Source organism: Pantoea sp. PvP021, from assembly GCF_054056055.1.
The window spans coordinates 344,933-359,211 of the sequence record NZ_JBSRXX010000002.1 but is presented as its reverse complement, the minus strand read 5'-3'; the positions used below and the strand labels follow the sequence as shown (position 1 = coordinate 359,211).

Genomic DNA, 14,279 nt, shown 5'->3' with positions numbered 1-14,279 from the left:
ATTAATGCTGAGCGTGATACTGGCCAGCGCTGGCGCACAAGCCCGCACGCTGACCGACATCACCGGCCGCGAAGTAGAGATACCCGACCATCCGCAGCGTATTGTGCTGGGTGAAAGCCGGATGCTCTACAGCGTCGCGCTGCTGACGCCCGGCAATCCGCTGCAGCATATCGCTGGCTGGCCACAGGATCTGAAAAAGTATGATCCCCAGACCTGGCAGATTTTTGCCAGTAAGTTTCCGCAGATGGAGGACATTCCGGTACTGGGTCTGGATGGCGTCAATGACATGAATCCCGAACAGGTGATCGCACTGAAACCGGACCTGGTGATCCTGCCGCAGCTGGCGCGCGGCAGTGAAAGCGGAGCAGTGCTGGAGAAGATGCTCAGCGCGGCGCATATCCCGGTGGTGAAGATCGATCTGCGGGTTGAGCTGCTGAAAAATACCGAGCGCAGCATGACCCTGCTGGGCGAGGTGCTGAATCAGCCCCAGCGGGCTGCTGACTTCAATCGTTTTTACCGCAGCCACATGCAGCGCATTGAGAGCCGACTGGCGGGCTATCACGGTGCTAAACCTAAAGTTCTTTTGCAGCTGCATCTCGGGCGGCGCAGTGAATGCTGCGTGACGTCGGTGAATGGCAACCTGGGTGAGCTGCTGCGCTTTGCCGGGGGCGACAACATCGCCAGTCAGCAGATCAAAGGCGTGTTCGGACGGCTGAGTGAGGAGAGTGTGATTGCGGCACAGCCAGACTATTACTTCGCCACCGGCACCGGCAGCGCCGATGAAGCGGGAGCCTTAAAACTCGGCCCCGCCGTCACAACAGCGCAGACCCGGCAGAGCCTGCTGGCGCTGACCGGTCAGCAGAATGCGCTGAAGCAGCTGACGGCATTGCGGGACGGTCATGCCGGGGCAATCTGGCACAACTTTTACCTCAGTCCGTGGCACGTGGTAGCGACAGAATTCTTCGCCACCACGCTCTATCCGCAACTGTTCCGCGATGTCGATCCTGAACAGACATTGCGGCAGCTGTTCCAGGATTTCCTGCCGATCCCCTATTCGGGCAGCTACCTCTATCGGCTCGCACCGAAGGCGACGCCGGACTCAGGCGGCTGATAGCCCGCGATTTTTCACCCGGACGATATCGGCCATCACCGACAGCGCAATCTCCGCCGGGGTTTTGCTGCCGATAGGCAGGCCGATGGGCGCATGGATGCGGTCCAGTTCGGCACGATCCATGCCGGCGATCTGTTGTAGTCGCGCCCGTCGTTTCTCGCTATTTTTCGCCGAGCCCATGATGCCGATATAGAACGCGGGTGTCGCGATCGCCTCCATCATCGTCAGGTCATCAATGCGGGGATCGTGGGTCAGTGCCACAATCGCCACCGCTGCATGCGCGCCGTTCAGCTCCAGCCAGCGCGCCGGATGCTGTGACACCAGCGTCACGTTGTCCGCAGCGCTGAAGTGGCTCTCCAGCTCCGTCAGCATCTCCGGTCGGTGCTCACAGACCCGCACGTGAAATCCCAGCATCTGCCCGAGCCGGATGCACTCATATGCCACAGTCGAGTAGCCCGCGATCAGCAGTTCCGGTATCGCACCAACCGGCAGTAACATCTGCTGTTCACTGGCATCCAGCGCAGGCAACACCCTGTCAGGGGCGAGCACTTCCCACTGCGCACGTTCGCCGGGTCGTATCATTTTCACCATCGGCTGCTGTCCGCTCAGCGCGCGCTGCATGGCCGTCAGCAGCGCCAGCGTGGCATCATCGGGCGGCAGAAACTCAATGACGATCTCCAGGCTGCCGCCGCACGGCAGGCTGACGTCAGGACGCATTCCGCCTTCACCGTACCGCACCCGCTGACTGCTGGCGCGATAGGCTCCTGCCGCCAGTTGCGCCAGAAAGTCCTCTTCAATGCAGCCGCCCGACAGCGATCCGCAGTAAGCACCCGTTTCGTTGACCGTCATCAGGGTGCCAGGCGCGCGCGGCGAAGATCCATAGGTGCGCAGCACCGTGCAGAGCCAGACCTGCTGACCCGCCAGGCAGCTGCTCAGTGCCGCATTAATCACACGTTGATCCAGCGTAATCATGAAAATTCCTTTATTAACTGCAGATCAGCAGGGAGATCGATATCACACAAACAGCCGCGATCCTGAAGCGGCAGCCGGACGGCGAGTGACTTCACCGCCGCCTGCGGCCCGGCATCGCCCTGTAGCGTGCTCAGCATCGGGTAGCAGGGGTTCTGAAAGCCCACCGGATGGCCCGGCCTGCCGTCAATCCACGGCCTGACGATCGGCGCGTAAGCCAGCGCAGCGCTGACGGCGCGGTAACTTTCAGGCGTGACAAACGGCATATCGCCCAGCGCAATCAGCCAGCCGTCATAGTCACGGCTGGCTTTGACACCTGCGGCGATCGATTCGCCCAGCCCGCCGCTGTCACACAGCACCAGGGTAGCCTGCGAGCAGAGCGCCTTAAGTGCAGCGGCGTCCGGGCGCGTGACCACAAACAGGTCAAGACCACTGGCAACGGCCTGCTCCAGCGTGCGTTGCAGCACCGGTTTGCCATCCAGGTCGGCCAGCAGCTTATGCCCGCCCGCCTGCTGGCGAAAACGGCGACTCAGCCCGGCGGCCAGCACAATCAACGCTATCTTCACTCTTTCTCTCCGCTAAGCGTGAAAAACGGGCGCAGGTTTCAGCCCGCGCCCGCATATCCTCACATCGACCTGCTGGCAGCAGGTCAGGAACAGGCTCAGATAATCTTATCGAGAGTAATAGGTAAGTCGCGCACCCGCTTACCGGTGGCATGGAACACCGCATTACTGATCGCTGCCGCCACGCCCACGATACCCAGCTCACCCACGGCTTTACCGCCCATGGTGGTCGCCTCAAAATCGGGCTCGCCAACGTTGATGGTGGTAATGCTCGGGATGTCACCGTTAACCGGCACCAGATAGTCCGCCAGGTTGTTGTTGATCACCCGACCATTGCGTGGATCGACGATGCCCTCTTCCATCAGCGCCTGACCGACGCCCATGATCATGCCGCCAATCCACTGGCTGCGCGCCAGTTTAGGGTTGTAGAGACGACCGCTGTCGAGCGCCGCCACCATCCGTTTGACCCGGATAGTGCCGAAATCTTCATCGACCCGCACTTCCACAAACTGCGCGCTCCAGCTGTGGGCCGAGAATTTTTCAGGGCGGCTCATGTCATTAAGGTTGCGCACCATCTTGTCGCGCTCGCTCTGTGACAGATCGTCCGGGAAAGTGCCGCCTTTCACCGTCAGACTCTCCGCCGGTGCCAGGCTTGCCAGCCGGGCAAATGAGACCGCCATACCGCTGCGCAGATTATGCTGAACCCCGTCGCCTTTCAGCGTGAGCTGAGATGCGGGGGTGCCATTCAGTGGCGACTGTGGCAGCTCGCTGGCGAGTTTCAGCAGCTGGTCGCGCATTCGTCTGGCGGTATCGTTCACCGCCGCGGTCACGTTGCCCGCCAGCTGCGATCCACCTGCGACACCGGCACGCGGCAGCTCGGTATCACCCAGCTGAACCTCGATGGTGGTAGAGGCGACGCCAAGAATGTCGGCAGCGGTCTGCGCCAGGATGGTATAGGTCCCGGTGCCGATATCCGCACCGGCGCACTGCACCACAAATTTACCCTGTGGGGTCAGGATGATTTTTGCCTCAGCAGGCAGTTTGTTGACCGGATAGGTGCCAGAGGCCATGCCCCAGCCAATCAATTCACGCCCTTCGCGCATCGACCGCGGCGTCATAATGCGCTTATCCCAGCCAAAGGCCTCAGCCCCTTTCTGATAGGCTTCTTTCAGGCGACGCGAACTCCACGGCAGATCGAGCTGATAATCTTTGTCCGCCCAGTTGCGCAGACGCAGTTCCAGGGGATCGATATTCAGGGCATAGGCCATCTCGTCCATCGCCACTTCCAAGCCAAAGGCGCTGGGGTTTTCACCTGGCGCCCGCATCCAGCCTGGCGTCACGGTATTGATCGGCCTGACCTGATGCTGGGCGGAGACGTTGCCCACCGCATACATGCGGGCGGTGACTTTGCTGCAGTTCTCAGCAAATACATCGATTAATGAGGTTTCACTGAAGCTGCGCTGGATAATCGCCTGGATTTTGCCGTCACGCGAGGCACCCAGTTCCAGCTGCTGCGAGGTGGCGGGACGTCCGCCCAGACCAGTAAAGGTCTGCGGTCGGGTCAGCGACACTTTGATAGGACGCTTCAGCGCTCGTGATGCCACACTGGCCAGTGCGACGTGGGTGTAAGGCACCGGCTTGGACCCAAATCCCCCGCCGACATAGGGCGAAATAATCCGCACATCTTCAACGTCAATGCCCATCCACTCGGCGATTTCCACCTGCGCGCCTGCCACCCACTGACTTGGCTCCCAGACGGTAATGCGTCCATCCTGCCACTCAGCGACACAGGCGTGCGGTTCCATCGGCATATTGTATTCGCGCGGCGTGGTATAGCGCTGGCTCAGACGCACCTCGGCCTGCTGCATCGCCGCCTGTGCATCGCCCATATCGATATCCTGTTTCGATACCGGTTTCGGTTCGACACCCTCATCGGTAGCAAAAATCAGTGCGGGCGAGGTTTCATAGTCGATCTCCACCAGCGAGGCGGCATACGTCGCCTGCTCAAACGTCTCTGCCACCACCAGACCGATGTTCTGGCCGTTGTGAATAATCACATCGTCCTGAATCGGGGTATAGGTTGACTGCGCCGCGCCGCCGTCTGCAATCGCGGTGGGTTTGTTGATCTTCAGGCTATTCAGATGGGTATAAACCGCCACCACACCCGAGGCCTGCTGCGCCTTTTCCGTCGACATCCGGCTGATACGGCCGCTGGCAACAGTAGACTGGATCACCACGCCATAGAGCGGATTTCCCGGCTGATGTTCTACCGCATACCGCGCCTCACCGGTGACTTTTACTTTGCCGTCACCCCGCGAGCGCCCGGCACCCAGTCCCTCTATCGGATCGGTGGTTTCTGGTTCCGCCGTGGCAGTATCACTGGCACTGGCGCTTTGCATACTCAGCCCCAGGCTGCCCGCCGCTGAGATCGCCGCCGTCGCCTTCAGTAACTCCCGACGTGATTTGTCATTTACGTCACTCATGCGGTTTCTCCTGCTGCCATCAGCGCACGTGCAATCACACGCGGCGCCAGTTTTACTTTATAGGCGTTGTGGGTCAGCGCCTGCGTCTCCTGAGTAATCCGTTCTGCCGCCTGGAAGACCGTCTCTTCATTAAACGGCTGGCCCTCCAGCGCCTGCTCCACCGACCTGACCCGCCAGGGTTTGGTGGCGACGCCGCCCAGCGCAATATGGACCTGACGCATCACGCCGTTCTCCAGCGTGAAGCCTGCGGCCGCGCTGGCTGCAGCAAACTCATAAGAGCTGCGGTCACGGACTTTAAGGTAGTGTGAGTGCCGCAGTGACTCGGTTTGCGGCACTTCAATGGCCACAATAATTTCGTCATCGCGCAGATCGTGCTCACGATCAGGTGTGTCACCCGGTAGCAGGAAGAAATCATCAATCGCGATGCGACGGGTTTCGCCCTGCTGATTCTGCAGGACCACGATGGCGTCAAACGCCACCAGCGCCACCGCCAGATCGCCGGGATAGACCGCGATGCAGCTGTCGCTGGCGCCCAGGATGGCATGATTGCTGTTAACGCCATCCAGTGCGGCGCAGCCGGAACCCGGATTGCGTTTGTTGCAGGCGGAAAAGGTCGCCGGATCGCGGTAATAGGCGCAACGGGTACGCTGGCGTAAATTACCGCCCAGCGTGGCCATGTTACGAATCTGCGGTGACGCGGCCTGCCACAGGCTGCCGTAGATGGCTGGCGCGTTCTGCTGGCAGGCGGGATGATCCGCCAGGCCGCTCATGGTGACCAGCGCGCCGGCCGTGATCTTATCGTCGTCAAACTCCAGGTTTTTAAGCCCGGTCAATCCAGTGATGCCGATGAGCTGCGGCGGCGTGAAGACCCCACACTTCATCAGATCGAGTTGTGTGGTGCCGCCTGCCAGAAACTGGCTGCCAGGCTGCTGTTTCAGAGCTGCGGCTTCCTCAGGCGACTGCGCAACTTTCCAGCTGAATTCATTCATGCGGACTCCTTCGCCATCTCTGCTGCGGCCTGTTTAATCGCATCCACAATGTGCGGATATGCTCCACAGCGGCAAAGGTTGCCGCTCATATACTCACGGATCTCATCTTCTGAACCCGCATGGCCCTCTTTGATGCAGGCGACGGCGGACATAATCTGACCCGGTGTACAGTAGCCGCACTGGAAGGCGTCATTCTCCATAAAGCAGCGCTGCACCGGGTGCAGCTCACCTTCGGTGGAAGCCAGCCCTTCAATGCTGGTCACTTCGGCGCCATCCGCCTGAGCCGCCAGCGTCAGGCAACTCAGCACCCGCTGGCCATTAATCAGTACCGTGCAGGCACCGCACTGCCCCTGATCGCACCCTTTTTTGGTGCCGGTCAGGTTAAGATGCTCACGCAGCGCATCAAGCAGGGTGACACGGGGATCGACCTGCATCTGCTGCGACTGACCATTAACCTGCATTGTTAGCGATATTTTTTCCGACATTGTCTGCTTCCCATTGTTGGGGGCCAAAAGATTTAATTTTTTATAGGTTTAGTTCTGACGGGGTTCGAATCGGGGGAAAATCGTGATAACCCTAATCTTTACGCGCGTATCTCTGCTTTAAGGTTTAGCAGCTTTTTGGCAATTTTGCGGGGAAGCCGGGAAAAGTAAGTGTTATCTGAATGGCGGAGCGAGGTTGAATCGGGATAAATATGTGTTCATACAACGCTCATCTAAATGATTTTATTAATTTTATTAAAAAAAGCTTTTATAGCCGTCGTTCATAGGGTTTATCTGTCCGCCTCATTAATCCTGCCGCGAAATGTGTAACCCTGAAAGGCAATTTCGGGTCTGATAGCAGGTCGGGTAGCGAAGCCGTAGTTAACGTCGATAAATCGGCCTGTCCCGACCGGGATAACCGATCAAACAGGTCAGAGGGCCTATGCTGAAAGAAAATTTTAACGATCTAATCTATCTGGTGGTGGTAGCAGAAGAGCGCAGCTTTACCCGGGCAGCGGCGAAGCTGGGTGTGTCGCAGTCGGCACTGAGCCACGCGATTCGCGCTCTGGAAGAGCGTCTTTGCGTCCGGTTGATGACGCGCACTACTCGCAGCGTTGCCCCGACAGAAGCCGGTGAACGGCTGATCACTACCCTCGCCCCGCTGTTCAGCGAGATTGAGTCTGAACTGGTCAATGTCACTGACAGTCAGGGTAAAATCTCCGGCAACATTCGTATCACCGCAGGCGAACATGCGCTCACCTCTACACTCTGGCCGCTGCTCAGGCCCTTTCTTCAGCAATACCCCGATGTCCATGTTGAAGTGTCGGTGGATAACAGTCTGACCGATATTGTCAGCGGCCGTTTCGATGCGGGCGTGCGACTGGGTGAGCAGGTCGAAAAGGATATGGTGGCGGTGCGCATCGGGCCGGACTGGAATATGTGCGTGGTGGCAGCCAGCAGCTATTTTGATCAGCACGGCAGACCTGAGACTCCCTATGATTTACAGCATCATAACTGCATCAACCTGCGGCTGCCGACGCTGGGTGGCCTCTATAACTGGGAGTTTATGCGTGATGGCAAGGAGATCAGGGTCAAAACGCAGGGTCAGTTAATTTTTAATCATCTCGCGTCGCGCATTGATGCCGCACTGAGCGGGATGGGGATCTGCTATGTGCCGCAGGATAGCGTTGCGGAACACCTTAAAAGTGGCCGTCTGGTTCAGGTGCTGGCTGACTGGTGTGAGCCTTTTCCGGGTTATTATCTTTACTATCCCAGCCGCAGACAGCACACCAGCGCCTTTACACGCTTGATTGATGCGGTGCGCTATCGCGGTTGAGAGACAGCCGCGATAGCCAGTCAGCTGGCATTAAGCCGCTGTCGTTCAAGCTGTCGCGTTTTGCGGCCTGAAATCACCATCGCCACGATAAACACCAGTGCAAACAGCACCACGATCGTGGGTGCTGGCGCGCTGTCGATAAAGAACGAGAGATAGACCCCACTCAGCGACACCAGCACCGACACCACGACCGCCACCAGCAGCGCATGTGAAAAGCGGCGGGTAAGCAGAACTGCGATAGCACCGGGCGCGATCAGCAGGGAAATCGACAGGATGATCCCTACTGCTTTCAGCGTCGCCACAATGGTCAGCGAGACCATGCAGAGCAGCCCATAATGCAGCCAGCGTGCGGGTAAGCCAGAGACCTGCGCCTGCTGCGGATCAAAACTGAATAGCATAAAATCACGCCATTTCACCGCAATGACCCCAACGATCACCGCTGCGATAAGCGAGGTCTGAATTATGTCAGCGCCCGTAATGCCGAGCATGTCACCAAACAGAATGTGATCAAGATGCACCTCCGGCTTCACGGCGATATAGAGGATCAATCCCACCGCGAACATGCCGGAAAAGACGATTCCCAGCACCGTATCCTGCTTGATACGACTGTTGTCCTGCACAAATCCACTGGCAACGGCACAGAACAGACCTGCGACAAACGCACCCACCGCCAGCGGCAGCCCGGCCATCCAGGCGAGGACGATGCCGGGGAATACCGCATGGCTCATGGCATCGCCCATCAGCGCCCAGCCTTTCAGCACCAGAAAGACCGACAGCAGCGCACAGGGGATCGCCACCACCAGCGCAATCAGCAACGCACTGTTCATAAAAGCGAACTGGAAAGGTTCAAAGATCCACATCAGCCAGGCTCCTTTTCGGGACGATGGCGGCCACGACGCCGGTTAGCCAGCAAGCCATGTTTGGGCGCAAAGACAAACGCCAGCAGGAACAACAACGTCTGCGCCACCACGATGATGCCGCCCGTTGCGCCATCCAGGTAGTAACTCGCCCACGCACCGAGAAAACTGGTGATACTGCCAATCGCTACGGCAATCATCAGCAGACGCGGGAAGCGGTCGGTGAGCATCCAGGCCGTCGCGCCTGGCGTCACCACCAGACAGATCACCAGAAATGCACCGACGGTTTGCAGCGCCGCCACGGTTGAGACTGCCAGCAGGGTAAAGAAGAGGACTTTCAGTCGTTCAGGACGCAGTCCGATAGCGCGCGCGTGATTCTCATCAAAGAAGGTGACCATCAGATCCTTCCACTTAAACAGCAGAATGATGATCGACAGCCCGCCAATCAGCGCCAGCTGAAGTATATCTGCGGGCGCAATCGCCAGAATATTGCCGAGCACAATGGTCTGAATGTTTACCGCGGTCGGATTGAGCGACACCATAAACAGACCCAGACCAAAGAAGGAGGAGAAGATCAGGCCGATGATTGCATCTTCTTTTAAGCGGGTGCGCTGATTGAGTAACAGCATACTGCCCGCCGCCAGCCCACCTGAGAGAAACGCGCCCAGCGCAAAGGGCAGTCCCAGCATGTAAGCACCCGCTACGCCCGGCACGATGGAGTGCGACAGCGCATCGCCAATCAGCGACCAGCCTTTGAGCATCAGATAGCAGGAGAGAAACGCACACAGGCCGCCGACCATGGCGGAGACCCACATCGCGTTGAGCATGTAGTGATAACCAAAAGGCTCCAGTAACAGTTCCATGGTCAGTTTCCGTCTTCAGGTGCCGTACGTGGCGCAATAAAAGGCCGCTCATCGTCGGTGATAATCTGATCGTCCAGCCCTTTCACCATCACATGACGCAGCACCCCACTGAATGCACGCTCAAGGTTGGCGGCGGTAAAGGTGGTGCGCGTCGGGCCGCTGGCCAGAATGGTGCCTTTGACTATCACGGTGTAATCGCAGAACTCCGTGACCGATCCCAGATTATGCGTTGAGACCAGCATGGTCTTGCCTTCATCGCGCAGCTCACCCAGCAGGCTGATGATTCTGGCCTCAGTCTGAACGTCCACGCCGGTAAACGGCTCATCCAGCAGGATAACGCTGCCCTGCTGGGCAATGGCGCGCGCCAGAAATACCCTTTTCTTCTGTCCGCCGGAGAGTTCACCGATTTGACGATGGCGGTAATCCAGCATATCGACCCGCGCCAGCGCATCACTGACAATCTGCTGGTCGTGCGGTTTCGGTCGACGCAGCAGGCCCATATGACCGTAGCGACCCATCATTACCACATCTTCCACCAGCACCGGAAAAGACCAGTCCACCTCTTCCGACTGCGGCACATATGCGACCAGACTCTGACGCAGTGCTTCACGAGTTGGCATGCCGAGCACTGAGATGCTGCCGCTGGCGAGCCGGACAAAGCCCATCAGCGCTTTGAACAGGGTTGACTTACCTGAGCCATTGACGCCCACCAGCGCCGCAATCGATCCGCCCGGCACGCTGAAGCTGGCATCATGCAACGCGGTGTGACCGTTGCGATAGGTCACGGTGACATCCGAAACAACGATGGTGTCTGTCATTGCGCTTTCTCTCCCGCTTTAATGCCCTGCGCCAGCGTCTCCGTGGTGACTCTGAGCAGATCCAGATAGGTCGGCACCGGTCCCTGAGCGTTGCTTAATGAGTCGACGTAAAGCACCCCACCGTAATGCGCACCCGTTTCCCGCGCGACCTGGCGGGCTGGCTTATCCGACACGGTGCTTTCACTGAACACCGCTGGAATAGCATTTTTCTTCACCTGGTCGATCACTTTTCTCACCTGTTGCGGCGTGCCTTGCTGATCAGCATTTACAGGCCACAGGTAGAGTTCTTTCATGCCCAGGTCGCGAGCCAGATAGGAGAATGCGCCTTCGCTGGTCACCATCCAGCGTTTATCCTCCGGGATGTCGGCAATCTGCTGGCGAAGCGGATCCAGCGCTGCGGTGATTTTTTGCTTATAGGCGGCTGCGTTCTGACGATAGGTCTCCGCATGCGCCGGGTCATATTTCACCAGCGCATCACGGATATTATCGACATAGATCAGCGCATTGTCCGGAGACATCCAGGCGTGCGGATTTGGTTTACCGTTATAAGGCCCCTCGCCGATACCGATCGGTTTTACCCCGGCAGAGACAATCACTTCCGGCACCCCATCCAGATGCTGATAAAAGCGCTCAAACCAGCGTTCGAGATTAAGCCCGTTCGCCATGATTAACTGCGCACCCTGCGCCCGTTTGATATCGCCGGGCGTCGGCTGATATTCGTGTATTTCAGCACCCGGTTTGGTAATGGAAGTGACTTCGGCCGCATCGCCCGCCACGTTTTTTACCATGTCAGCGATGACCGTAAACGTCGTCACTACCTTAAATTTTTCTGCTGCATAGCTGCTGGTCGCCATCAGGGTTGTCAGTAGCGCACTCAGTAGCATTATGGTTATTTTTCTTTTCGGGACCATAGGGCGATCTCCAGAGGTGATTAAAAACAGAACATAATTAGCATAGGCTATTTTTTATAGCACAGGCTATACCTTTGTAACAGCGAAGGGTTGTGAAGTTTCTTCAGCGTCCGGGCCCGAACGTGAAGTTTTGTAAGCGAGTCGCTTTACTTGTTGATATGTAAAAATTTAATTTCAATGATGGGAAGTTTATGGAAAGCGTGACGTATAGCTATAACCGGGTTTTACGCCTTTCTTATACCCGGCTGCGTAAACTGCAAAAGCGATAACAGGATTACAAAAAGGCCATCCTGGCTGTGCAATTAACCGAACAGCGTTCTGACACCGGGCGTCACCCACATGACACGCACAGCAGACCGACAATTAAAATAATCTTATTGATAGGCTGAATTGATTAAGCTTCGTAAATTTTTTTGCTACAGTTAATGTTACTTACCGCAATCACCCAGGAGGATAATTTGTATTTTTCCAGCGACGAAAAAGCGAATGTCATCATTGGCGAAGCCGCAATGAACCTGTTTAATGCCGGTCAGGAAGTGAATGTTGAACTGCTGATTAATGAGCTAAAGGTCATGGCTGACTCTGAAGTTAATGAGAGTCGCCTTGAGCAGATGCAGCATGCGCTTCAATGGCTGATGGGGTTCAAAACCATCGGTTCTCGCAGCACCGCCCCGGCGAACTGGCTTGCCAAAACCATTGGCAAAGAGCCCGCTGCTCCCGTCTCTGCTGATGACATCTTCTTTAAACACTAACCCAAGTCTGCCGTTCCTCTCCGGCCTTAATATTCAGGTCGGAGCGTCGCTGGGGTGTTAATGATACAAGAATCTGGTACAATTTTTACCTCGCTACAAACTCCTCGTAACACCCTGTTTTAAAAGCCTTAGCACTTTTTGCACAAAAAAATTAATCCCAAAAATCCAAAATTCTGTACAAGTTTTGCAAAGATGTATAACTTGCGCATCCAGAGTGCATACATTTAAACCACCTGAGGACAACAACATGCGTCAGAACGGACAAGCCCCGGAAACGATCAGCGATATTGCCCGTTACTTCAATCAGGCCAGCTCACCGTCGCAACAGGAGACGCTGGGTTCGGTTGTGGTGGAAATTCTGCGCGCAGGTCATAGCCTTAGTCGGAAAACGATTTGTAGTAAACTGCTGAGTCGCCTTGAACTGGCTGCCACGCCAGAAGAAGAGAGTCATCTGCATGAACTCATTGCGATGCTGTTTCGTCGCGAAGATTAATGCCCTCTCACGGTCGTGCATGTTAATCAGGACGCCTGTTTCAGCCATCACCCAGGAAGATCTACCCTAGCAATAAAGCCCAGTACTGCTTCCCGTATCGGGTGCGCCAGGTCGCACCCGCTGACGCATACGGACCCGCAGCATGGCCATTGATTCGCAATCAGAGAAGCCAGTATGTACAGAAGTGAAGATGAGAAACTGACAGATGTCATGATCGGCGAAGCCGTTCTGACATTACTCAAGTCAGACAAACCGGTATCCAGCAATGCCTTAATCGCACAGCTCGAACTGATGGCTGCTGATGCTGACGACGACGTGAAAGTGTCAGTGATTCGCAAAGCCATCACTGAAGTCCGTAATGGTATGGTTGCCGCGCGCAAACGCGTGCAGGGCGACGGTGCCGAACGTGATAACACGGCTCATCGTATGAACAGTGATGGCCCGCCTGAGGGTTCGAAAAAGCACTGATTGAGCGTACTGCGTACCTGATACATGCGGCTAATTTTAAGCGAAGCGGCAGACCTGAACAGAATTTTTAAGGCGGGCTGGGCAAAACGAAAACTGCGCCTACACTCGTTTTTGACTTCAACCATTGCATCTGACCCATTTTCCTCAGAGAAAGAAAAATCATGCAGCATTCATCATCAGATTCTTCAATCATTGACTACTTCCGTAGCGCAGGCGATCAGCTTGCTCCGGAAACTGAACTGCTGGGCGCAGTGATTCGTGACATTGTTGCTGATCAGGGACGTGTAACCAATAAAGCGATCATCCTCTATCTGATCGCGGAACTGGAATGTACTTCAGATGTTGTCAGGCTGGATGTGTTACGCAAAACGCTGGAAATCGTGGTTGGCCGCACGCCAGACGATACCGGTATCTGATACGCCATCCTGCGTTACCTCTGGTAACGCAGGATACTCTTCCCCCTCGCCCGCTTTTGTTTCCATCCCTCACTTTTGCTGTATACCCGATATGCCACACAGAAATTATCCGATATAAAAATTCTTTTGCAGGTTAATGATGTGGCAGGGATTTGATCCCGACGATATTGCTTTTTGCAATCATGCCAGAGGATGATCATTCAGGTTTAATAATACCTGCCAATGAAAAGATGCACTTCTTTACCTGAAATTCGCTACCCATAATGAATAATCAACAGAAGGATCTGACTGACATTTTTAATTTTGTCATCAACCGTCACGCTGAATAAAAAAGAAACGACCGACTCACAGTAAAATCCCTTTTAAAGGCTGCGAGCAATATGCAAAGCCTCTTATGCTCGCCGATGTCAACGGTAGCAGGGACGCTATCATGACACAGGCCGGGACAACGCCCGGCATCAGGCCTGGCAACCTTAATGCATCTTACGAGTGAAAAAGCTTATCGCTTCCTGACACAATGCTTTCAGCCTGCTGTCACGCGTCTCTTCGCTCAGGCGAAACAGCGCGTCCGTAATGTCGTGGAAATGAACCGGCTCTCCCGCCTTGATCAAATCACTGACTACCGCACCAACCAGCGCACGGATTTCATTATCGTTGTCGTACTTCACACGACCTCCCGATGGTGTATGCATATACAGTCTATCATTAGCGGGAGCCAAAAAACAAAAAAGCCGTCAAGCGGGAAATATAAGCGAAGCGGCAAACAGG

16 protein-coding genes are annotated in these 14,279 nt (G+C 56.1%); 6 read left to right on the top strand and 10 right to left on the bottom strand.

Annotated elements, in window-relative coordinates:
- Positions 1 to 4 precede the first annotated feature (4 nt).
- Complete coding sequence (locus tag ACVKSX_RS10840) at positions 5 to 1,111, top strand: ABC transporter substrate-binding protein (RefSeq protein WP_354438815.1); 1,107 nt, start codon at positions 5 to 7, stop codon at positions 1,109 to 1,111.
- Here the strand turns inward: ACVKSX_RS10840 and ACVKSX_RS10835 are convergent.
- The 5 genes from ACVKSX_RS10835 to ACVKSX_RS10815 all read right to left on the bottom strand — a co-directional run bounded on the left by ACVKSX_RS10835 (position 1,100) and on the right by ACVKSX_RS10815 (position 6,600).
- Complete coding sequence (locus ACVKSX_RS10835) at positions 1,100 to 2,083, bottom strand: XdhC family protein (RefSeq protein WP_167430111.1); 984 nt, start codon at positions 2,081 to 2,083, stop codon at positions 1,100 to 1,102. The genes ACVKSX_RS10840 and ACVKSX_RS10835 overlap by 12 nt on opposite strands.
- Positions 2,080 to 2,646 carry a nucleotidyltransferase family protein gene (locus tag ACVKSX_RS10830; RefSeq protein WP_187506748.1) on the bottom strand — a complete coding sequence of 189 codons (567 nt, stop codon included), beginning with the start codon at positions 2,644 to 2,646 and terminating at the stop codon, positions 2,080 to 2,082. Before ACVKSX_RS10830 ends, ACVKSX_RS10835 begins: the two co-directional genes overlap by 4 nt.
- Positions 2,647 to 2,741: 95 nt before the next feature.
- On the bottom strand, positions 2,742 to 5,126 hold the full coding sequence (locus ACVKSX_RS10825) for a xanthine dehydrogenase family protein molybdopterin-binding subunit (protein WP_187506747.1): 2,385 nt from the start codon (positions 5,124 to 5,126) through the stop codon (positions 2,742 to 2,744).
- A complete protein-coding gene (locus ACVKSX_RS10820) occupies positions 5,123 to 6,115 on the bottom strand; it encodes an FAD binding domain-containing protein (RefSeq protein WP_187506746.1) in 993 nt (330 codons plus the stop codon). Before ACVKSX_RS10820 ends, ACVKSX_RS10825 begins: the two co-directional genes overlap by 4 nt.
- Positions 6,112 to 6,600 carry a (2Fe-2S)-binding protein gene (locus tag ACVKSX_RS10815; RefSeq protein ID WP_022624540.1) on the bottom strand — a complete coding sequence of 163 codons (489 nt, stop codon included), beginning with the start codon at positions 6,598 to 6,600 and terminating at the stop codon, positions 6,112 to 6,114. The genes ACVKSX_RS10820 and ACVKSX_RS10815 overlap by 4 nt, the downstream gene beginning before the upstream one ends.
- Before the next feature lie 439 nt (positions 6,601 to 7,039).
- On the opposite strand from ACVKSX_RS10815, the gene ACVKSX_RS10810 reads away from it, so the two are divergent.
- Positions 7,040 to 7,933, top strand: a complete 894-nt coding sequence (locus ACVKSX_RS10810; protein ID WP_354438653.1) for a LysR family transcriptional regulator — start codon at positions 7,040 to 7,042, stop codon at positions 7,931 to 7,933.
- 20 nt (positions 7,934 to 7,953) lie between these two features.
- Here ACVKSX_RS10810 and ACVKSX_RS10805 read toward each other — a convergent pair whose 3' ends face one another.
- The 4 genes from ACVKSX_RS10805 to ACVKSX_RS10790 are packed head-to-tail and all read right to left on the bottom strand — an operon-like array spanning position 7,954 to position 11,355.
- Positions 7,954 to 8,793, bottom strand: coding sequence for a metal ABC transporter permease (locus ACVKSX_RS10805; protein ID WP_022624541.1), 840 nt, complete (start codon positions 8,791 to 8,793; stop codon positions 7,954 to 7,956).
- The gene (sitC, locus tag ACVKSX_RS10800) at positions 8,793 to 9,653 is read right to left on the bottom strand and encodes an iron/manganese ABC transporter permease subunit SitC (protein ID WP_010246899.1); all 861 of its coding nucleotides are present in this window, start codon (positions 9,651 to 9,653) and stop codon (positions 8,793 to 8,795) included. The genes ACVKSX_RS10805 and sitC overlap by 1 nt, the downstream gene beginning before the upstream one ends.
- A 2-nt stretch (positions 9,654 to 9,655) precedes the next feature.
- The gene (locus ACVKSX_RS10795) at positions 9,656 to 10,471 is read right to left on the bottom strand and encodes a manganese/iron ABC transporter ATP-binding protein (protein WP_010246897.1); all 816 of its coding nucleotides are present in this window, start codon (positions 10,469 to 10,471) and stop codon (positions 9,656 to 9,658) included.
- Complete coding sequence (locus ACVKSX_RS10790; protein ID WP_407719777.1) at positions 10,468 to 11,355, bottom strand: metal ABC transporter substrate-binding protein; 888 nt, start codon at positions 11,353 to 11,355, stop codon at positions 10,468 to 10,470. The genes ACVKSX_RS10795 and ACVKSX_RS10790 overlap by 4 nt, the downstream gene beginning before the upstream one ends.
- 485 nt (positions 11,356 to 11,840) lie before the next feature.
- On the opposite strand from ACVKSX_RS10790, the gene ACVKSX_RS10785 reads away from it, so the two are divergent.
- The 4 genes from ACVKSX_RS10785 (at position 11,841) to ACVKSX_RS10770 (ending at position 13,511) form a co-directional block, all read left to right on the top strand.
- Complete coding sequence (locus tag ACVKSX_RS10785; protein WP_061902332.1) at positions 11,841 to 12,134, top strand: hypothetical protein; 294 nt, start codon at positions 11,841 to 11,843, stop codon at positions 12,132 to 12,134.
- 247 nt (positions 12,135 to 12,381) lie between these two features.
- Entirely contained in the window at positions 12,382 to 12,627 is a 246-nt protein-coding gene (gene ycgZ / locus ACVKSX_RS10780) for a regulatory protein YcgZ (protein ID WP_010246891.1), read from the top strand.
- Between the two features lie 174 nt (positions 12,628 to 12,801).
- On the top strand, positions 12,802 to 13,095 hold the full coding sequence (locus ACVKSX_RS10775; protein WP_010246889.1) for a hypothetical protein: 294 nt from the start codon (positions 12,802 to 12,804) through the stop codon (positions 13,093 to 13,095).
- A gap of 161 nt (positions 13,096 to 13,256) precedes the next feature.
- Positions 13,257 to 13,511 (top strand): biofilm/acid-resistance regulator YmgB/AriR, encoded by a 255-nt coding sequence (locus ACVKSX_RS10770; protein WP_010246887.1) that lies wholly within the window; start codon positions 13,257 to 13,259, stop codon positions 13,509 to 13,511.
- Between the two features lie 473 nt (positions 13,512 to 13,984).
- Here the strand turns inward: ACVKSX_RS10770 and ACVKSX_RS10765 are convergent, their stop codons facing one another.
- Positions 13,985 to 14,179 carry a hypothetical protein gene (locus ACVKSX_RS10765; RefSeq protein ID WP_010246886.1) on the bottom strand — a complete coding sequence of 65 codons (195 nt, stop codon included), beginning with the start codon at positions 14,177 to 14,179 and terminating at the stop codon, positions 13,985 to 13,987.
- Between the last annotated feature and the right edge of the window lie 100 nt (positions 14,180 to 14,279).